The sequence below is a fragment of the Paenibacillus sp. FSL E2-8871 genome (assembly GCF_038000345.1).
Lineage (GTDB): Bacteria > Bacillota > Bacilli > Paenibacillales > Paenibacillaceae > Paenibacillus_AQ.
Genome location: NZ_JBBOBV010000001.1, coordinates 2,524,853 through 2,545,077 on the forward strand (window position 1 = coordinate 2,524,853; position 20,225 = coordinate 2,545,077).

Genomic DNA, 20,225 nt, shown 5'->3' on the forward strand with positions numbered 1-20,225 from the left:
AAAAACTAAGGTTGCTCTATATCCTCGAACGTCATTTGAGTATCCAGCTTATTGAACAATAGCTGTGTCTCCTCTTCCAAATTATCAGTGGATTCGAAGTTAGATGGTTCTGGCAGCTCATTCAGACTTGCTAGGCCAAAGCTCTCCAAGAATGATTTAGTCGTCCCATATAAGATTGGACGCCCTACGGCCTCCGCACGACCTACCTCATGGATCAAATCCTTGTTATTCAGCGTATGAATAGCACGTTCGGATTTCACGCCTCGAATCTCTTCGATCTCCACCCGTGTAATGGGCTGACGATAGGCCACGATCGCCAATGTCTCTAATGCGGCCTGAGACAAGGTTGATCTGGATGGGGAATAAGCCAAGCGTTCAAAATAATGGGCATGCTCAGGTAATGTAGCCAGCCGATAGTTTCCGGCAATTTGGACTACCTGCAATCCCCGCTCCTGTGTTACATAATCCTCTTTCAGTTCTTCTAATGCCCCAGCTGCAAGCTCTGGCCGCTGCTCCGTAATCTCGGCGACTTGCCGTACGGAGATCCCTTCATCACCTGATAGAAACAACAGGCCCTCAATAATCGATTTCAGCGTTTTGTAATCCATTGAAGTGTTCTCCTCCTCTCCACTCCATTACGATGTCCTCAAACAATTTCTCTTGATAGCAAAAAATCGCCTTCATTTTCATCAGTTCCAGAATCGCAAGAAAAGTAACTACGATTTCGTGTCGCGCCATTTCATCGTGAAGCAGTGCTGAGAAATGGAGCCTTCCGCCTTTTCCTCTGCGCTGCAGCGCATCCGATACATCACGTATACGATCTTTTACCGATATTTCGTCCCGGGTGATCCGCTGGTAAGATGACCTTCTTGCCGCCTTACTAAGTGCCTTACGGAAAGCAGCTATAAGGTCGGAAGTATGTAGTCCTTTTAGCGTATGGTCAATCTCTTCAGGCACGTATGGACCCAGATCCTCCGGCTCCTTCGTAAAAATCAAGCTCCGCTCGCTCTCCATATCCATTAAATGAACAGCAATACTCTTGAATTTACGATACTCAATCAGTCGCTGAACAAGTTCAGCTCGTGGATCAAATTCATCTTCTTCGTAATATTCAAAATCATCGATCTCAATGACCGGTGGTTTGGGCAGCAATAGCTTGCTCTTTATAGATAATAGGGTTGCGGCCATCACGAGAAATTCACTCGTAATATCCAGTTCAAGCTCCTGCATACTTCGCAGGTATTCCATATACTGTTCGGTGATCTCGGCGACCGGAATGTCCTGGATGTCGATTTCCGCCTTATCGATTAAATGCAAAAGCAGATCCAGCGGACCTTCAAACGTTTCCAGCTTGTACAATACAGTCACGAAGCATCCTCCCGCCTAAAAAAGTAAAGTGCAGCGCCCTAATGGACGCTACACAAGTAGAAAGGGCTCTATAATCCATGCTTTCTTCTTATACTATAAATAAGCACGAATTCGACTGATTCGTCAATAGCTGTCTTACTTAAACAGTTTGTTAAGATTCGCCATTTCAATCGCAGCAGTTGCAGCATCCCAGCCTTTATTCCCTGCTTTGGTTCCTGAACGTTCAATGGCTTGTTCAATATTCTCAGTAGTAACAACCCCAAAAATCGTCGGTACGCCGGTTTTAAGATTGATTGCTGCTACCCCTTTAGCGACTTCATTACATACATAATCATAGTGCGTTGTAGAGCCACGGATAACAGTTCCTAAAGTGATTACAGCGTCGTATTTACCGCTTTCCGCCATTTTTTGAGCGATTAACGGAATTTCAAACACGCCTGGAACCCAAGCAACATCTACTTCATCATCGTTAGCACCATGGCGTTTAAATGCATCAAGTGCACCTGACAAAAGCTTGCTAGTAATAAATTCATTAAAACGTCCTACTACGACTCCGTATTTTAACCCCTCGGAAACTAAATGTCCTTCTAAATATTTCGGCATATCATTCATCTACCCTTCGTTTTTTATTGTGTGTGATTATACTTTCGAATCCTCATTTTGTTCAATGTCGTCAAAAGACAGCAAATGCCCAAGTTTCGCCTGCTTCGTATGGAGATAATTAGTATTATCCTTATTCTCCGGCATTTGAATTGGCACTCGCTCAACAACTTCCAATCCATAACCTTCCAACCCTTTGATCTTTCGAGGATTGTTCGTTAAGAGACGAATTTGACTTATACCTAGATCCTTCAGAATTTGTGCTCCAATCCCGTAATCACGCAAATCTGCTGGAAAACCAAGCTTTAGATTGGCATCTACAGTATCGAGTCCTTCTTCTTGAAGCTTGTAGGCTTTAAGCTTATTAATAAGACCAATGCCCCTGCCTTCTTGACGCATATAGAGCAATACGCCTCTACCAGCAGCTTCGATCTGCCGAAGCGCTGCTTCAAACTGGGGACCACAATCGCAGCGATGGGAGTGGAATACGTCACCCGTCAAGCATTCGGAATGTACTCGTACTAACACTGGCTCATCACCGGAAATATCGCCCTTCACCAATGCTACATGTTCTTTATCATCCACTTCATTTGTATAGGCAATGGTCTGAAACTCACCGAAATCGGTAGGCAGACGTACAGACACCTCGCGATTGACGAGCTGTTCCTTCTCGTTCCGATAGTGAATGAGGTCTTTGATGCTGATCAACTTAAGATCATGCTTCTTAGCAATCTCAACCAGATCAGGCAACCGGGCCATCGAGCCATCTTCTTTGATGATTTCACAAATCACACTGGCTGGATATGCACCACACATACGGGCTAAATCAACAGCAGCCTCTGTATGTCCGGAACGGCGCAGTACACCGCCTTTTTTCGCAATCAGCGGGAACATATGGCCAGGTCTACGGAAATCAGACGGCTTCGCTTTAGGGTCAATCATGGCCTTTACAGTCAAGGATCTTTCCCCTGCTGATATACCAGTAGTTGTATCTATATGGTCAACCGATACAGTAAAGGCTGTGCCGTGATTATCTGTATTGTGACTGACCATAGCCTGTAGTTCAAGCTCTTCCGCACGCTCAGCGGTAATTGGCATGCAGACCAAACCACGCCCCTCAGTGATCATAAAATTGATGACTTCTGGTGTCGCCCGTTCAGCAAGAGCTATAAAATCCCCTTCATTCTCACGATCTTCATCATCCACCACGATGATGACTTTGCCGCGCATTAAATCATATATCGCTTCTTCAATCGGATCCAAGACACTATCCTTCTTCGATTGTTCGCTCATGATCCTATCCTCCTAATAGCTTTACGAAGGATTATTTCCTTCTTCGTAAGCTTACTCATTATTTAAACAAATCCGTTTGCCGCCAAGAAATCACGGCTAATCCCGGAACTGCTATCTCTTTCTTCATCCTGTGCAGCTGAGCCATAATGAAGAAGATGATCTACATATTTGCCCAGGACATCACACTCAATATTCACACTATCTCCTGCCCGCTTATAAGTTAGCACAGTTTCCCCTAACGTATGCGGAATAATGGATACAGTAAGCGATGAAGCCGTCGTCTTTACTACTGTTAAGCTAATGCCATCAATCGTGATCGACCCTTTAGGGATGATATATTTAAACAGCGATTTGCGATCCGGCGCAATCTCATAGACTACTGCATTATGATCACGTTTTACGCTTTTGATGACAGCAGTGCCATCTACATGTCCCTGAACAATATGACCTCCAAATCGACCACCGGCTGCCATTGCTCGCTCCAAATTCATCCGACTGCCAGGACGTAGCTCCTTCAGATTACTGTTTCGATAGGTCTGAGGCATGACATCTACTGTAAAATAGTTCTCGCCTAAAGTTGTCGCTGTAAGACAGACGCCATTAACCGATACGCTATCACCAATCTTCAAATCATCCATGATGACGGAAGCGGCAATGTTCAGCACCATCATTTCTCCACCGGTGGAGACACTTCTCAGAGTGCCAACTTCTTCGACTAATCCAGTGAACATGTTTTCCCTCCTAGGAGTTTTGTGTGAGTAACACTTCTCCGCTATCTCTCCGAACAAAACTTGCTCCGGAAGCACACGATTAAGTTTTGTAATCATTTACTTTAGCGTACCGGAGTACCGCTGATACATACATTATCTCCGAGCACTTTTACTTCCAATCCCTCCAGAGAAATCGCATCCTTCATTAGCTCTACACCAGGAAATACGAACGTCCCTTTCGCTTCAGCACCACCGCCAACAATCTTTGGAGCGAAAAAGAGAATCACTCGGTCAACTAGCCCACTCTCCAGCATCGCACCATTTAGCGTGCCTCCGCCTTCAAGTAAAATCGATCCGATTTCCATTTCACCGAGTGTTACCATAGCAGCCTTCAAATCCACCCGTGGTCCTGCTCCGCTAACAATGATTTGCACACCTGCTTGAAGAAGTGCTGCTTTCTTTTCATCATCTGCGGCTTCAGTTGTCACGATGATAGTAGGCGCTAGACCGTCACTTACAACTGCTGAATCCAAAGGAATACGTAGTCCAGAATCAATCACAATCCGTATCGGATGAATACCCGGCACTTCCGTTCTTGTCGTCAGTGAAGGATTATCTGCAATCACTGTGTTCACACCGACCATTATTCCCTGATGCCGATGCCGCAGCGTATGTACGATCTCCCGCGCTTCACCATTTGAAATCCATTTACTGTCACCAGATTTAGTAGCTAGGTTACCATCCAGCGTGCTGGCACTCTTGAGCGTAACAAAAGGCTGTTTTGTCAAAATATACTTGATAAAACGCTCATTCAACCGCAGCGCACGTTCACGCAGCAACCCTACTTCTACTTCAATGCCATGCTCACGCAGCATTTGAACGCCGCGACCCGCAACCTGAGGGTTAGGGTCTTCACAAGCGACTACCACTCTGGCTACTCCCTCGTCGATCAGCCTTTGGCTGCAGGGCGGAGTCTTGCCATAGTGACTGCATGGTTCCAGTGTTACGTAGGCAGTGCTGCCCTGTGCTTGGCCAGCCGCCATATTCAAGGCATGAACCTCAGCATGACCTGTTCCGCGCTGCAAATGAGTCCCAAGTCCAATCATCGCTCCATTCTTTACAACAACACAGCCAACAACAGGGTTAATTCCCGTCTGTCCTTGGGCCCGTTCTGCCATATCTAGCGCTAACGACATATAAAACTCGTCATTCATATTATCCATCTCGTTCCTCCTATCCACTTACTGTCTATCTGATGCGTAAAAACAGAAAAACCCATCTCATTCTCCAGGAGGAGTAAAGATGGGTTATGCGAGAGTTTATCGGCAGTCCAAATAAAAGTGTGCGTAAATAACCGTCAATCGACGGCAATTGTGAAATATCGCACATAATAAATGAAAACACTGCAGTCCACCTGTCTATTACAGACAAGCGGTTAACCTCTCCTTCTTCCATCCAGACTATACTGTCGGTCCCGGAATTTCACCGGGTCCACCGTTCGCGTCAACAACGCGAGCCGGGTAGCGGACTAAGTGTGGTAGATAAACTTAATAAATAAGCACTCTACAACAACATCACCGCCGGTAGGGAATTGCACCCTGCCCTGAAGGATTGATCCTTTATTTAATTGAGGTTCAAGTTTTCCTTACTAACAAAATTATCACTTACACCTTCGAAATGCAAGTGCGTTTTATATATTTACTTAAAATTTGTAACTTAATTCTGAGAGGTATGGTGATTACTAGAAGAAACGACATGGTTATATATAGCCTGCAAATGTACAGTTAAAACCCATTCCATACATTTACATAACAAAAGAAAAAGCGCCTGGACTGTATCTCCAGGCGCTTTTTCTTTTTCCAATTACAATCCGCGTTCTTGTTGTTTCAACAAATCACGAATTTCCGTTAGCAACACGATATCTTCTGCGGGTGCTGGCGTCTCCACCACTTCAACTTTAACGGCTTCTTTGCGCTGGAATTTATTAGCCAGTTTAATCACCATAAAGATTGAGAAGGAAATAATAAAGAAATCAACTACCGCCTGCAAAAATTGCCCATAAGGGATAAGCAGTTCATTATGCATAACCATAACACTTAGAGCCCGATCCTTCAGATCTATACCACCTGTTATCAAGCCAACAATTGGCATAATGATGTCAGATACTAATGAAGTCACAATCTTACCAAAAGCTGCTCCGATAACGACAGCAATGGCTAAATCTAGTACATTTCCTTTCAGGGCAAAAGCTTTAAACTCTTTCCACATCTTCCAATTCTCCTCCAACCTATTGAATTTGAAATTATTATAGCATAGCCGCTTCCCAAATCTTAAGGCTTGTTAAGAAACTATTAAGTTTACTTTTTACTTTTACATGCCGCCATTGGGAAGTTCGCCTGTTTCATCTTTGGTATGTGGACGGTTTTATAATAGCCTTAAGTTTTTCAAAGAGCTAAACAAACTGTTTCCCATCGATCCTCGCCAGCCTTCAAATAAGGATTTCAATCGAGAATATTGTATACTTCTTGTAGTACGGACGGTATAGAGGCCTGTATAAAAATTCGGGAAACACAAAAATTCCCGATCTGCCAAGGGTCAGGAACTAGATAAAATCACTGGACTCAGTAATACACTCATCGTACACATTCGAAAAATCAGAGAAAAAATTGAAGCTAATTCAAGAAAATCACAGTATTTAAAGACGGTATAGGGCGTTGGCTACAAACTGGAAAAAGGAGGTTCTTCTAGATGAACTTTAAAAGATTCGATACCTTATCTTGGAAAATAGTTGGCTTTAGCCTAACGAGTCTAGCTCTTACAGCAGCAATTTTATTGGTCGGCTATTATGGGACATCCCTTTTGCTATGGCTCAATCCTTCTCATTCCTTCTGGGGCGTTAAACTCATCCGCTGGGTGACCAATAACATCGGTTCTACTCCTATAGTGATTCTTATTGGGGTTCCTTTGTTTATTTTTTTCATCCTGAAGCTATCCAGAAATACAACAAGCCATCTTCATAACATTTCAAGCGGGGTTCAAGCGATTGCTGACGGCAACTTATCTTTCAAGGTACCAGTAACAGGAACGGATGAACTCGGTAAACTCGCGGAAAATATGAACCTCATGGCGGGCAAGCTAAAATCCGCTATAGATGAAGAACGAGCAGCAGCGAAAGAAAAAAATGACCTAATCACTGGTGTATCCCATGATCTTCGAACCCCTCTAATTTCTGTACTGGGATTCCTGGAATATGTGGAGAAGGATCGTTATAAGAACGAGGTTGAGCTGCGTTATTATGTGAATATCGCCTATGAGAAATCCCTGACTCTTAAAAAGCTAATCGACGATTTATTTGATTATACACGTGTTAGCAGCAACGGGCTTCCCCTTAATATGGAGCCTGTAGATCTCGGCAAGCTGCTCGAAAAGCTTGTCGAGGAATTCGCTCCCGTATTGGAGCAAGCGGATATGACCTGCCGTATTCATACGGATATGAGCCCTTTGATTATCCATGGTGATGCGGACGAGTTAGTACGATTATATGAGAATCTATTTACCAATGCGGTTAGATACGGTAAAGAAGGTAAGATTCTAGATATTTCCGTTTATAGAAAAGACGGCAGAGTGATTGCTACATGCACGAATTACGGTAACCCGATCCCTGCCACGGTTCTCCCCCACTTATTCAAGCGATTTTATCGTGTAGATAAGTCACTTTCCAGAGAGACTGGCGGAAGCGGCTTAGGACTCGCGATTGCCAAGAGCATCACAGAGCTCCACGGTGGAACGATTTCAGCCAAAAGCTCACGTAAACAAACCGAATTTGAGACTTCCTTCCCTGCAAGTGAATAGGTTCTGAACATAAACAAAAGCACCCGACTATAATCACGCCGGGTGCTTCTTTCAGTTCAATTTCAAATCATACTTATTCACTTACTTTAAGTTTCCTCCACGTCTAAACACACGGTTTAGAATATAGCCTATGGCTATTAATCCAATACCTGTCATGTAGAGCATCGCAGGGCTACTTTCTCCCGTCTTTGGAAGCTGAGGGGCACTTGAAGTGCTGTTGTTGACTGTACCTTTCGGAACTTCCTCATCAACAATGTCGACTTCACCCAAAGGAACATTTTCATCTGTAATAACTAAATCAGGAGTTCCTACTTCTTCTGATGTCGCGGATTCCAGATCGCTCGTATTCCCAGGGCCAGCAGGTACTGCCGGATCATTGATGATTACTCCTGGCACCAGCGAACTCGTAGGTGTAGGTGTCAACGGACCTCCTGGGGTTCCTGAGGTTGGTGTAGACGCAGGTCCTGATGTCGGCTCTGTTGACGGAGTAGCCGTCGGTTCCGATGAAGCTGATGGTGTTGCGGTTGGGACTATAGTTGGTTCTGGCGTTGCAGTAGGTGTAGGCTCCACTGCTTTTTGATTCGTAATTACGAGTTGATTCGTTGATGAAGAATGAATGGACACTGGATGCTCTTTAGGATCAAGTACATAGCCACTAGGAGCTGTCGTCTCAATCAATACGTAGTTACCCAACCATAATTTATTGAATGTTGCTGTACCAGCGGAATCTGTGGTTAAGCTATTAATAAATACCCGGTCTGAGCCGTTAAGGCGATAGAGTGCAAAAGTTGCATTTGCCAGCGTCTTCAAGTTGTCCTCTGCATCCAGCTTCTTGATCATCAAGGAACCTCTAACCCCGCTGCCTGATCCTGATCCACTCGACACACCGATGATAATTTCTTTAGAAGAATCTTTGCTTATTTCGATAACATTAAATCCACTGAAACGAACAGAATTAATAACTTTGTCTCCTGTATTCGCCATAATCAGGGATTGATAGTCGAGAATATAAGGTTTACTAATCTCCTTGGCGAAGCTTAAATCAAACGACTGCTTGCCGTCTACATCCGTTTTTATTTCTAAGCTGTAATCGATACCCTGAATCAATTCAGGTCCGCTTTTTGTTACATCCCCGTTTTCAGCTACGATTGTAGGATACAGGTAGAATGAATCCTGCAGCAGAATCTGATTAGCGCTAGGAGTATCGTTGATTAACGCATTCTTCACAGTAGACTGACTACGATTAATTTGAATGCTCCAATCGATTTTTTCGCCATTCTGAACACCATTTTTCAAGAGATATTCGTCTCCATAAGGAATCTTTACGGTAGCGTTCAAATCCTTGGATACCTTTTTTGCCCCATCATAGAGATTGGCTTTATTATCAATAGAAGTGCCAATGACTTTGCCTTCAAGACTTGTATGAAATTCTATATAATAAGCGGATTGAATAGCATCTGTAAAAGAGAGCTTCAGCTCATTATTACCATTAACACCGTAAGTGTATTTGCTACTGTTTACCTCGACACCTTTCGTTGGGTCTCCATTCTTAGCAACATTCATGGTGTATACTTTCAGCGATCCAGGAACCAGGGTTTGACCCGATTTCAAAATATCCACGACTTCTGGCTCTGCAACCGTTTTGCTATTATAATTGACCCCTAATGTCCAAGCTAATTCTTTAGTTGAAGCATTATAAGAACCAAACTTCAAACCATTGCTTTTCGCTTCAGTTCTTGGAATAAATAGCCCTTCTGCTTCTGTTGTGCGAGGAATTTCGGAAGTGTCTAACCAGTCCATCCTAACCTTGTTATTGAAATTTTCAGTATTAGACCAAATCCAATCCTTATTAAATTCCGTTGTATAGCTAATCGTATAAAGACCAGTAATCTGCGAATTAAAGACAACCTTGAATCCTTTATTAGCCTGAACAGGAGCATTGTAAACCAAACTATATTTGGAAGGATTCAATACATTCCCATTAGAATTTCTAATTACGAGTGATTCCGGAATAAACTTCAGTCCGCCAAACGGGAATGACTCCGTAACTTCAACCTGACCCATTGGATAGTTATCACTGTTTAATGTGACTTTCCATCCAACCGTTTTATTCTGATAATCTACGCCTGATAAGTTCTTATACAAAATGGCTGACCGTATTAAGCGTGTAGCTTCTCCAGTATAGGTACTGTCCGTAACTGTATTAGTGATTATGGTATCTTCAAACACACGCTTTATAGCTTTGGTCTTATATTCGATTCGATAAGGAGATGTTACATCTTGTTTAAATTGCAAGGTGAACCCTGACTTATTCACGTCTGAAGCTGCAACTACAGTGTAATCAATATCCTTGGTCAAAAGATTACTCAACGTTGCTGTACCCGCTGAATCCAGTTGCACCGTGTATACCTTTATAGAATTGGCTACTAACGCTTGAGAATCATTAAACAAATCCTTTAGTACAGCATTTCCTTGCGGAATCGTTTTTTTATTATAGTTATATTCGATTGCCCAGGAAATGATTTGATTGCTCCAGTCATATCCGCTAGAGTATTTGTTCAAACTTCCTCCTCGTTCTACTTGAACAGTAGCAGAAGAACTTGCAGGAACTTGCCCATCTCCTGTAAAAGTCGCTGTATTCGTGAAGCTTAGCCGATCCTCATCAGTAATAGCTGTGGAGTATTCAATACGGTAAGCACTCGAAATCGCAGGATCAGTGAAACGAACATTTAACGATCCTCCAGTGAACTCTGTAGAATATTTACTGGTATCGAGTAGTGCACCTTGTGTTACCGAACCGTCCAACTGGATACTCAGTTGATACACACTCACAGTAACCGGAGTGCTAAGTGACAACCCTATTGGTATAGCGTCCGTTACGACTGCATTCCCAACAGTTTTTAATGATTTATTTACGTCAACAGACCATAGAATATGGTCTGCATTATAACCCTGAGGAATCCCCCTCTTCTCAATGGTCGATCCTACATTCGGTCTAAAATTCACAGTAACCGTCTGAACACCACCGCTCACCGGAAATAAAATCTGCTGAACAGTACTTCCTGAGATTGTTTGTTTATCAAACTTAGTATTGATCCGAAGCGTTCCTTGCACATCATCATGCGTTTCTATGTAGTCGTTAAAGGTCATTGTTACTTGGTGTGATAACTGCTCAACTGTAAAAGTTCCTACATCTCCATCCTCCGAGACTAACAAGCCGCTAATATCATTAAAAAGCTGAAACTGCTCTGGAAGCTGAAAGGTAAAGGTGTCACCTTGCTTGTACGGATGAGCTTTAGGAAGAGACCACATATAATCTAATGTTACATTAGCTTCTTGCTCATAGACGCTATCCGTAACCGTCTGCCCGTCTTCACCATATACAGCCATTGAGACACTGGTGATGATATTCCGCTCTTGATCGATTGCCGCTGCTTGTACTTGTGGAGTGAACCCGATGCCATAGGCATATTGCGCTACAAGCATCAGAATAACGATCATCACACTTATTCTTTTCTTTAACATTATCCTAAAGCCTCCAATTCCTTCTCCAATTTGATTTTTCTGTGTTTGTATCTCCTCTTGAAGCGTAATCTCTGCCATTCCTCATGCTCGAATGCTTCTTATGTAATTCCGCGCCCATTGCCCCATCTTATGTTAAAATAATGAAAAGCCATCCTTTTGTGGGTTAGCTGACAGAACGCATACATATATAACCATTTTATGGATGTTACGAAACAGAAAATATCAAAAATTTACAAAGTTGTTTTTTGAAGTGCTTTTTAGGTACGAAGGAGGTTGGTTCATGCATCTTTCATCTTATTTTGATCTACAGCGTACGGAGGATTTCATTATGTTCTCCCCTTCACATTGGATTGCTCTGTCTATCATTACATTGGTCTGTATACTGTTTTACAGTTTAAGATTCGAGATTCGGACTGATGTGAGACTTCGGCAAAGTGTGCGCTTGCTGCTGATTATTATTCTTTTGTTCTCAGAAACAGGACTTCAAATATGGTACCTCTCTCAAGGCGTATGGCAGTCCAGCAGCTCACTCCCGCTCGAACTATGCGGAATTACTTTACTACTATCCGTTATCATGCTGATCACTCGCAGCCGAGCACTATATTCCTTTCTGTATTTTGCTGGGATTGGTGGAGCATTCATTGCTTTACTCACACCAAATCTGGTCTATCCATTCCCTCATTTCCGATTTCTACTGTTCTTTATAGCACATGGTGGTATTGTTCTCGCTTCTCTTTATATGACCTGGATTGAGGGCTATAAGCCCACTTGGAAATCTCTCCTGTTCACCATGCTTGGACTAAACATTGTGGCCGCTTGTGTGTGGATCGCCAATTACATCCTAGGATCTAACTACATGTTCCTATCTCATAAGCCCAGCACTTATTCTGTATTGGATTATTTCGGGCCTTATCCTTATTACCTGCTTGTTGAAGAGTTATTTGCCTTCATTGTGTTTCTGCTCATGTATTTGGTATTCTTCTGGATGCCAGAGCAGCGTAAATCGAGACGTAAACGAACAAGCCGGATTCCTTATTAAATAAGAAAAGGCCAGCCTCCGATAATCCGGAGACTAGCCTTTTTAAATTAAGAATTCTTAAGCTTCGATGATTTCTACCGAAGTCATTTTGTCGCGTCCTTTGAAAGTATCAACAAGATCCATACCTTCAACTACTTTACCGAATACAGTGTGAACTCCATCCAAGTGTGGTTGCGGTGCATAGCAGATGTAGAACTGGCTTCCGCCTGTGTTCTTACCCGCATGTGCCATAGCAAGTGTTCCGCGCTCGTGTTTGTTTGGGTTGATTTCGCAGTTGATTGTGTATCCTGGACCACCAGATCCAGTTCCGTTAGGACATCCGCCTTGAGCTACAAAACCAGGGATAACACGGTGGAATGTCAATCCATTGTAGAAACCATCTTTTGCTAGCTTTTCAAAGTTAGCTACAGTGTTTGGTGCATCTTGATCGAACAAGTCAATCAGCACTACGCCGCCATTTTCAAGAGTAATTTTCGCTTGCTTTGCCATATGTAAATGACCCCTTTCAAAATTAACAAATTTAGAATACCTCAATTATATTACTATGAAACTACGCACAAAGCAAAGCAAGCAGGAGTAATTCCTGCTTGCTCTTTATGCCTTACCAGTTTTCCCTACCTAACATTAACGGCTGTTACTTAGCAACAGCAGCTTGTTTAGCGATACGCTCAGGAACAATATCGTTGGCAATAAGATCATTATAGCTTTCGCGGCGCACTACAAGATCGCTGTGTCCGTTCTGAACGAACACTAAAGCCGGACGACGAAGCCGGTTGTAGTTGCTCGCCATGGAGTAATTGTAAGCGCCTGTGCAGGCTACAGCCAACAGATCGCCGCTTTCAGCCTCAGGCAGCTCTACATCCCAGATCAGCATATCTCCGCTCTCGCAGCATTTTCCAGCGATGGAAACAGTTTCTGTAGCCTCTTCATTCGCACGATTAGCAAGTAATGCCTCATATTTAGATTGGTACAATGCAGGACGTGGATTATCAGTCATCCCACCGTCAACGGCAACGTACTTACGCACGCCTGGGATATCCTTGTTCGTACCTACTGTATAAAGTGTAGTACCTGCATCTCCAACAATACTACGGCCCGGCTCCACCCAAATTTCAGGCAAAGCATTATAGATTCCAGCAAAATGAGTCTTCACGGCATCCGTAATTGCAGTTACATATTCAGAAACATGTAATGGGGTATCCCCCTCAACATAACGAATACCGAAACCTCCACCTAGGTTTACTACACGGAAGTCCACTTCCAAACCTTCTTTAACACTACGAGCAAAACTCGCTACACGTTCAACAGCAAGCTGGAATCCATCCGTTTCAAAAATTTGAGAACCAATATGGGAATGTACGCCAAGCAGCACTAAATTCTTTTTGCTGACTGCCGCTTTAACTGCTTCATAAGCCGATCCATTACCGATATCAAATCCAAATTTGGAATCGGTCTGACCTGTTGTTATATACTCATGCGTATGAGCTTCGACACCTGGTGTCACACGTAACAAGATGTTAACCTTAACTTCTTTACGTGATGCAATCGACTGCAAAAGATTAAGCTCTACCAGATTATCGACTACAAAACAGCCGATCCCGGCATCAATCGCCATTTCGATCTCTTCAGACGTCTTATTGTTGCCATGAAAATGAATGCGTTCTGCAGGAAAGCCAGCTTGCAAAGCAGTATAAAGTTCGCCATCAGATACAACATCAAGCGACAAGCCTTCTTCATCAGCCAAACGAACCATAGCCATTACTGAGAACGCCTTACTTGCGTAAGCTACTTGGAACCCAAGTCCAGAGGATTTAAAAGCATCCATATATTCCCGGCAACGTTGTCTCACCAATTGCTCGTCCAATATATATAGCGGGGTTCCATATTCCGCCTTCAATTCAGTTACATCACATCCGCCGATCTCCAAATGCCCAGCATCGTTAATTCGGCTAGTACCGTGTAGAAACATTCTTTAGTCCTCCAATTTCTGTGGAATATCAAGGTTCCACCCTGTCTTTAGTGTATTCAGTATAACAGACAGTGGGAACTCCATTGAATGGACTAATTTGCAGTAGTTTTGTATTTTCCTACGATTGTTAATCATTCTTTTGAGTAGGCGGCACCCTTGTATTGTCTCTAGTTTTGTTGAAAGACGGCCTTGTCTTCGAGCTTAAGACTGGCTTACGCACTAGAATTTCACTCATTGCCTTTGCATTAAAAGGTATAAACGGCCACATATAAGACGAGTTATAGGAGCGATGGGTAGTTAGGAAAATAGTCAGTAGCGTCGTGCCAATCATAAATCCTGGCACCTGAAATGCAGCTACGGCAACTAGCAACGCAAGCCTGACGATTCGATTCGCAAGACCCAGCTCATAACTCGGGGTTGCAAACATACCAATGGAGGCTACAGCCATATACAGGACTACCTCGTTTACAAACAAACCACTCTGAACCGCTATGTCGCCAATCAATATAGCTGCAATCAGACCCATCGCTGAACCTAAAGGCGTTGGTGTGTGTACTGCAGCCATCCGCAGTAAATCAACCCCAAGCTCCACAATTAGAAACTGGGCGAGTATTGGAATTCTGGCGGTCTTTTGAGGTCCAATGAAATCCAGCATAGCCGGCTTTAGTTCAGGATGAATGACAAGCAACATCCATAGCGGCAGCAGGAACATGGACGCAAATATACCGATGAAACGGACCCACCGCAAGTACGTTCCCATAAAAGGAGTCTGACGATTCTCCTCTGCATGCTGACAAAGATCAAAAAAAGTAGTCGGAAGAACAATAACAATTGGTGAGGTATCTACAAACAGTATTACCCGTCCCTCCAATAAATTGGAAGCTACGACGTCAGGGCGTTCAGAATAACGCACCATAGGATATGGATTCCATCCACCGCCGATAATCGCCTCCTCTAATTGTTTATCTGCCAGAGGAATACCATCAATATCAATGCTTTTGATTTTTTCGATAACAGACTTAACCTGTGTTTTATCAACGATATCATCAATGTAAGCCACGCATACATCTGTCTGTGTCCGTCGTCCAACCCGAAATAGCTCATATTTCAGCCCTGGATCACGAACCCGTCTTCTCACAAGCGAGATATTGCTCAGTAAAGTCTCTGTAAAACCGTCGCGCGCACCGCGCACCACCCGATCAATCGAAGGCTCGGCTGGACTGCGACTAGGGTAAGAACGAGTATCCATGATGATAACTTTGTTCTCACCTTCGACGAATAGCACGCTCAAACCTTCTAGTACCTTCTCGATACTTTCGCTTAAAGAATTCCCCTCTTCCACCTGGATGTGAGGGACATATTCATTCATAAAGCTAGACAGCACACCCGTAGACAGATTCTCAGAGGTGAGATAGGTCAGACGTTTTAGAATATCATCGGTCACATCTGTGTTGGTAAATCCACTTAAACAGAGTAGAGCTGTCTTATGTCCGCCAAAGGACATCTGTCTGAACGTTACATCAAAGCTTGTGCCCAGTCCCATTACCTCTGTAAGTGTTTGTTTCGTATCTTGCAAGGACATTGGGATTTCATCATTACCTTGCCAGTAAATGACGGATTCTTTTAACGAGTTGGAGTGCTCGCGATCTCGTTTCTTCTGTAGCTTGCTGCTTCCCTTTTGATTGCTGTCTTGTGACTCTTGTTGCGCTTGCTTCTTAGATTGTTTGGACTTTGGCGTCACTTTGGCTTGAGATTCTTCCCCTGACTCTGTTGCGGACTCTGATCCGCCTGCTTGTTGGGTATTTTGATCTTGTACCTCATCTTCGGATTCCGAGTCTGAATCTAAGCCGAATAACCTGGCAAAAAATCCTTTACTAGGCTCATTCTGCTCCTGATTCCCGAGCTCATCTGACGCCTCTGCATCCTGCTGCCCGGAATCCGGCTGTGCAGCTTCAGCGCTTTGCTCTTCTGCCCCAAGCTCATCCGATGCCTCTGCACTCTGCTGCCCGGAATCCGGCTGTGCTGACGCTTCGGTGCTCTGCTCTTTTGCCCCTATCTCTGCTGACGCTTCGGTGCTCTGCTCTTCTGCCCCTAGCTCATCTGATGCTTCTGCATCCTGTTGCCCGGAATTCGGCTGAGCTGATGCTTTGGTACTCTGCTCTTCTGCCCCTAGCTCCGCAGATGCTTCTGCATCCTGCTGTTCTTGACTCGGATCAGCTGCTGTAATATTTTCCGCCGGATCTGCGTCATCACTGGTCATAGAAGCTCCGTTAACCTCGGTATGATCATCAACTAGATCCTCTGCGGTATTCTTCATTGCTGCTGCAGCCGCAGCGTTTTCTTCCTGATGATCCTCTTCTGGCACAGAATCACCGCTGTGAATAAATTTGCTCATTCCATAACCCCCGTTTACTATCGGTATACAAACCAGTCGAACAAAGAACCCGCGACCTTCCCGCTTACCATCGCCATTAACAGCCCGAACAGATAATGTGTCATGTTCAAGCGTTTAGCGAGTATCGGCAGCACATTTAATACCTCGGTCAATGCTGCAGCGAGCATCCCGACAAAAATCCCGTCAAAAAGTCCTATACCAAGTTCAACTAAAGGACCTGAGGATATTTTCCAATTCCAAAAATCACTTACGGTTCCTAGCAATGATCCAACTACCATCGCACCCTCGTACCAATGTACTTTATCGTAAGAAGAAGTTAATTGAGCCAGACGGGGCACCATGTCGAGAACCACAAATAAAGCGATCACACCGCCACCTACAGCGATCCCCCCTGCAATACCCAGCAGCAAATTCAACCCTAGTGTTATAGGTGCCGTCATCTTCCGTCCTCCACGTTCTCTGGTTGATTTTCTCCACGGCGCCTCATTTTGCTATACTCCTCATTGATGACGTATTGGTCGATATTTTTCTGATAAAGGTACATTTCCACTTCTAGCGGTGTAGGCTCTTCATTCCACTTTTTCTTAAATAAATGGTTGAAAAAAATGACCATCCCAAAGCCGATTCCTACAGAATACGCAATCTGAAATACAACCGGATGTTCATCCCGATGGCCGGTTATCATCTCCACGATTCGGATATGAACCTCCTGCATGTTTACATCCGCATGAAAATTCATGATTGTCAGCGCAGATCCGAAGAACAGCAGCAGCCACACTAAGACAAACATCGCTACTGAAGGCTTCCGCCTCTCCACCGAACTTTCAATCTGCACAATCGTTCTGCCTTCACCAATCGGCTCAATGTCGGCTTCGGGCACCAGCTCATAAATGCGGGGAATAACCATCAGAAGGTCAATCAAAATTAGATTACCGTCACTTTGCTCTGGCTTCATTAGCAGAATCGATTCCAACGACTCTTTCAGCTCTGGCTCCGCGATCAAAAATGCAATATCACCCAATGTGACACCTTTACCTTTGGGCACCGTCACCCGGTTCTTAAGCTGTATATAGATGGCGGGAGCAGAATGTTGTTTCATCCGCATTCCTCCTAAAGGTTGTGGTCAAGTAGCTCCGGTGCAAGATAACGGTAGTATGGGAGTAAAGCCTTATTTTTACTCTTGTAGCCCTGAATCAATTTCGAAAGATGCTGAAATGTTGAATTTTTATTGGTATCGGGAATGCTTACCCCACCTTACAATCTTGTTATAAAAGAGAAAGGGAGGAGTTTAAGGTAAACGGATACAAACATCGCTATGCTAAGGGCGCCTGTTGAACAAACAGAACTCAAAAACTACGTTCAAATTGTTCGTTTGCCTGTCTCTCGTGTTTAGTATGTGTTTCAACTTTGGGAATAACAAACCAGCGGAAGCTGCTACGACTTTTGCAAAAGGGGCTGATGTAGGCTGGCTATCGGAGATGGAGTACTATAATTGGTCTTTTTACAATGATAACGGTGTGAAACAAGACCTACTGCAAATTCTCAAAGATCACGGAATGAACTCCATTAGACTACGGGTCTGGGTTAACCCTTCCATTAATTTCTCTAACAAAGCCGATGTTGTGAAACAGGCCGTTCGGGCCAAGAAAATGGGGTTCCGAATCATGATTGACTTTCATTACAGTGATACATGGGCAGATCCTGGCAATCAGAAGAAACCTACTGCCTGGACCAGCAAGAACTTTACAGCTCTAAAGACAGCGGTATATGACCACACGTATGATGTTATGAATACACTCAAAGCTAGCGGTGTTACGCCAGAATGGGTACAGGTAGGGAACGAGACGAATAATGGAATGCTTTGGGAGGATGGAAAGGCTTCTGTAAGTATGAGTAATTTTGCCGCGTTGATCAATTCAGGATATAGTGCAGTAAAAGCGGTCAGTAGTAGTTCAAAAGTCATCGTCCACCTCTCTAACGGCTACGACAATTCCTTATTCCGCTGGATGTTTGATGGTCTGAAGTCTAACGGTGCCAACTATGATGTGATCGGCATGTCACTCTATCCCACTACAAGCAACTGGTCTACACTGAATGCTCAGACATTAACGAATATGAATGATATGGTTGCCCGGTATGGTAAAGAGGTGATCATTTCAGAGGTCGGCATGGACGTTAGTGCTCCAACAACGGCGAAAGCTTTTCTTACCGACATCATTAGCAAAACAAAATCGGTAAGTGGCGGTAAAGGGCTTGGCGTGTTCTATTGGGAGCCGGAGAGTTATGGTACATGGTACGCTTACACAAAAGGTGCCTTTGATTCTTCTGGTAAGCCTACGGTGGCTTTAGATGCCTTTTTGAATTAAAAAAGAAGACAGCCACGGTGCTTAACCATTGGCTGTCTTCTTTTCTATCCTAATAATCTTTAGAAATGGAGCGAATCCAGTTTCTTACCTTCAAAATCAAACAGAGCTAAATTGGACCACCCATTCTCATGCCCAACAGACCATTCCTTTTGCGAAGGAATCCAAGCAGGCTCCCAGTAATAAAAACCGATTCCTTTTCCGTTAGGTGTATTCTCAATTACGTTTATGAAATCCTTCATATACTTAGCTTGACCCTCTTCTGTGGCTGGATAACCATCATGGAGCTGGGCTTCCTCATTAACAATTAATGGAAATCCTTCTGGTGCATTCAGTGTCCATGGATAGGCTGTTTCCACCACAATGATATCCTTGTTATAACGCAGCGCTAATTCGTTCAGGTTAAGCTGCAAGTCGTCCAAAGTACCATGCCACCAAGAGTAGAATGATAATCCGATAACATCATAATTTACACCATGTTCTAAGAAACGATCAAAAAAGTTACGGCTCGCCGGATGATCAGCACCCCGGTCAATGTGGATCATGATAGACAAGTCAGAATCGACGGATTTCGCGCCCGCTATACCTGCTTTAACTAGCGTAGTGAACTGCTCCCACTGCTCCGGAGTATCACAATCTCCATCAACCTTGCCTTCTCCCCATAACATGCCTGGCGTAATTTCATTACCGATCTGCACCATATCGGGCAGTGTGCCTTGGGACTGTAAAGCTTCAAGTGTCTCGCGTGTATAATCATACACGGCGGATGTCAAACCACTGAAGTCAAGTGCCTCCCAAGCTTTTGGCTTCCATTGGTTAGCTGGATCCGCCCATTTATCTGAATAATGAAAATCCAGTAGAAAATCCAGCCCTGCTTCTTTGATCCGCTTTGCCATAACCAGTGTCCGTTCCAAATTGCAAAAGACGCCTGGAGGGTCATTCCAAATCCGCAGCCGTATGGCATTTACTCCATTGTCCTTAAGGATGTGGAGTAATTCCTCACCTTCCTCAGCAGTCCGAACAGAGCGACTATGGAATTTGCCTCCGCCCTGCTCTATTTCATCCAAAAATGAGATGTCCATTCCATTGATAAATGTCGTTATCATCATCC

The 20,225-nt window shown here is 43.9% G+C and carries 17 protein-coding genes, 1 pseudogene and 1 riboswitch; of the genes and pseudogenes, 4 read left to right on the forward strand and 14 right to left on the reverse strand.

Annotated elements, in window-relative coordinates:
- Window positions 1-5: 5 nt before the first annotated feature.
- The 7 genes from scpB to mscL all read right to left on the reverse strand — a co-directional run bounded on the left by scpB (window position 6) and on the right by mscL (window position 6,239).
- A complete protein-coding gene (gene scpB / locus NYE25_RS11675; RefSeq protein ID WP_042190273.1) occupies window positions 6-608 on the reverse strand; it encodes an SMC-Scp complex subunit ScpB in 603 nt (200 codons plus the stop codon).
- On the reverse strand, window positions 577-1,368 hold the full coding sequence (locus NYE25_RS11680; RefSeq protein ID WP_042190275.1) for a segregation and condensation protein A: 792 nt from the start codon (window positions 1,366-1,368) through the stop codon (window positions 577-579). The genes scpB and NYE25_RS11680 overlap by 32 nt, the downstream gene beginning before the upstream one ends.
- A 135-nt stretch (window positions 1,369-1,503) precedes the next feature.
- Window positions 1,504-1,971 carry a 6,7-dimethyl-8-ribityllumazine synthase gene (gene ribH / locus NYE25_RS11685; protein ID WP_042194286.1) on the reverse strand — a complete coding sequence of 156 codons (468 nt, stop codon included), beginning with the start codon at window positions 1,969-1,971 and terminating at the stop codon, window positions 1,504-1,506.
- A gap of 36 nt (window positions 1,972-2,007) precedes the next feature.
- Window positions 2,008-3,261, reverse strand: coding sequence for a bifunctional 3,4-dihydroxy-2-butanone-4-phosphate synthase/GTP cyclohydrolase II (locus NYE25_RS11690; RefSeq protein WP_076284543.1), 1,254 nt, complete (start codon window positions 3,259-3,261; stop codon window positions 2,008-2,010).
- Between the two features lie 62 nt (window positions 3,262-3,323).
- On the reverse strand, window positions 3,324-3,992 hold the full coding sequence (gene ribE, locus NYE25_RS11695; RefSeq protein WP_341145962.1) for a riboflavin synthase: 669 nt from the start codon (window positions 3,990-3,992) through the stop codon (window positions 3,324-3,326).
- A gap of 101 nt (window positions 3,993-4,093) precedes the next feature.
- Window positions 4,094-5,194, reverse strand: a complete 1,101-nt coding sequence (gene ribD / locus NYE25_RS11700; RefSeq protein WP_341145963.1) for a bifunctional diaminohydroxyphosphoribosylaminopyrimidine deaminase/5-amino-6-(5-phosphoribosylamino)uracil reductase RibD — start codon at window positions 5,192-5,194, stop codon at window positions 4,094-4,096.
- 216 nt (window positions 5,195-5,410) lie between these two features.
- Window positions 5,411-5,586: riboswitch (FMN riboswitch) on the reverse strand.
- 248 nt (window positions 5,587-5,834) lie between these two features.
- Window positions 5,835-6,239, reverse strand: coding sequence for a large-conductance mechanosensitive channel protein MscL (gene mscL, locus NYE25_RS11705; RefSeq protein ID WP_076299560.1), 405 nt, complete (start codon window positions 6,237-6,239; stop codon window positions 5,835-5,837).
- A gap of 358 nt (window positions 6,240-6,597) precedes the next feature.
- Between mscL and NYE25_RS11710 the strand changes: the two are divergent.
- Window positions 6,598-6,681 (forward strand): annotated as a pseudogene (locus tag NYE25_RS11710) (DNA-binding response regulator); the annotation flags it as partial.
- Window positions 6,682-6,719: 38 nt separating this feature from the next.
- Entirely contained in the window at window positions 6,720-7,823 is a 1,104-nt protein-coding gene (locus NYE25_RS11715; protein ID WP_341145964.1) for a sensor histidine kinase, read from the forward strand.
- An 81-nt stretch (window positions 7,824-7,904) separates the two neighbouring features.
- On the opposite strand, the gene NYE25_RS11720 is transcribed toward NYE25_RS11715, so the two are convergent.
- Window positions 7,905-11,348: a collagen binding domain-containing protein gene (locus tag NYE25_RS11720; protein WP_341145965.1), complete on the reverse strand. Its 3,444-nt coding sequence runs from the start codon at window positions 11,346-11,348 to the stop codon at window positions 7,905-7,907.
- Between the two features lie 280 nt (window positions 11,349-11,628).
- Between NYE25_RS11720 and NYE25_RS11725 the strand changes: the two genes are divergently transcribed.
- Window positions 11,629-12,387, forward strand: coding sequence for a YwaF family protein (locus NYE25_RS11725; RefSeq protein ID WP_341145966.1), 759 nt, complete (start codon window positions 11,629-11,631; stop codon window positions 12,385-12,387).
- 57 nt (window positions 12,388-12,444) lie between these two features.
- On the opposite strand, the gene NYE25_RS11730 is transcribed toward NYE25_RS11725, so the two are convergent.
- The 5 genes from NYE25_RS11730 to NYE25_RS11750 form a co-directional block, all read right to left on the reverse strand.
- Entirely contained in the window at window positions 12,445-12,876 is a 432-nt protein-coding gene (locus NYE25_RS11730; RefSeq protein WP_042190291.1) for a peptidylprolyl isomerase, read from the reverse strand.
- Between the two features lie 145 nt (window positions 12,877-13,021).
- Window positions 13,022-14,356 (reverse strand): diaminopimelate decarboxylase, encoded by a 1,335-nt coding sequence (gene lysA, locus NYE25_RS11735; protein WP_076284538.1) that lies wholly within the window; start codon window positions 14,354-14,356, stop codon window positions 13,022-13,024.
- A gap of 127 nt (window positions 14,357-14,483) precedes the next feature.
- Complete coding sequence (locus NYE25_RS11740; protein WP_341147719.1) at window positions 14,484-16,097, reverse strand: spore germination protein; 1,614 nt, start codon at window positions 16,095-16,097, stop codon at window positions 14,484-14,486.
- A gap of 671 nt (window positions 16,098-16,768) precedes the next feature.
- The gene (locus NYE25_RS11745; protein WP_341145967.1) at window positions 16,769-17,191 is read right to left on the reverse strand and encodes a stage V sporulation protein AB; all 423 of its coding nucleotides are present in this window, start codon (window positions 17,189-17,191) and stop codon (window positions 16,769-16,771) included.
- The gene (locus tag NYE25_RS11750; RefSeq protein WP_341145968.1) at window positions 17,188-17,850 is read right to left on the reverse strand and encodes a stage V sporulation protein AA; all 663 of its coding nucleotides are present in this window, start codon (window positions 17,848-17,850) and stop codon (window positions 17,188-17,190) included. Before NYE25_RS11750 ends, NYE25_RS11745 begins: the two co-directional genes overlap by 4 nt.
- A 295-nt stretch (window positions 17,851-18,145) precedes the next feature.
- Here NYE25_RS11750 and NYE25_RS11755 point away from each other — a divergent pair, with 295 nt between their 5' ends.
- Window positions 18,146-19,117, forward strand: a complete 972-nt coding sequence (locus tag NYE25_RS11755) for a glycoside hydrolase family 53 protein (RefSeq protein WP_445667174.1) — start codon at window positions 18,146-18,148, stop codon at window positions 19,115-19,117.
- Between the two features lie 59 nt (window positions 19,118-19,176).
- Here NYE25_RS11755 and NYE25_RS11760 read toward each other — a convergent pair whose 3' ends face one another.
- Window positions 19,177-20,223, reverse strand: coding sequence for a glycoside hydrolase family 53 protein (locus NYE25_RS11760; RefSeq protein ID WP_341145970.1), 1,047 nt, complete (start codon window positions 20,221-20,223; stop codon window positions 19,177-19,179).
- Between the last annotated feature and the right edge of the window lie 2 nt (window positions 20,224-20,225).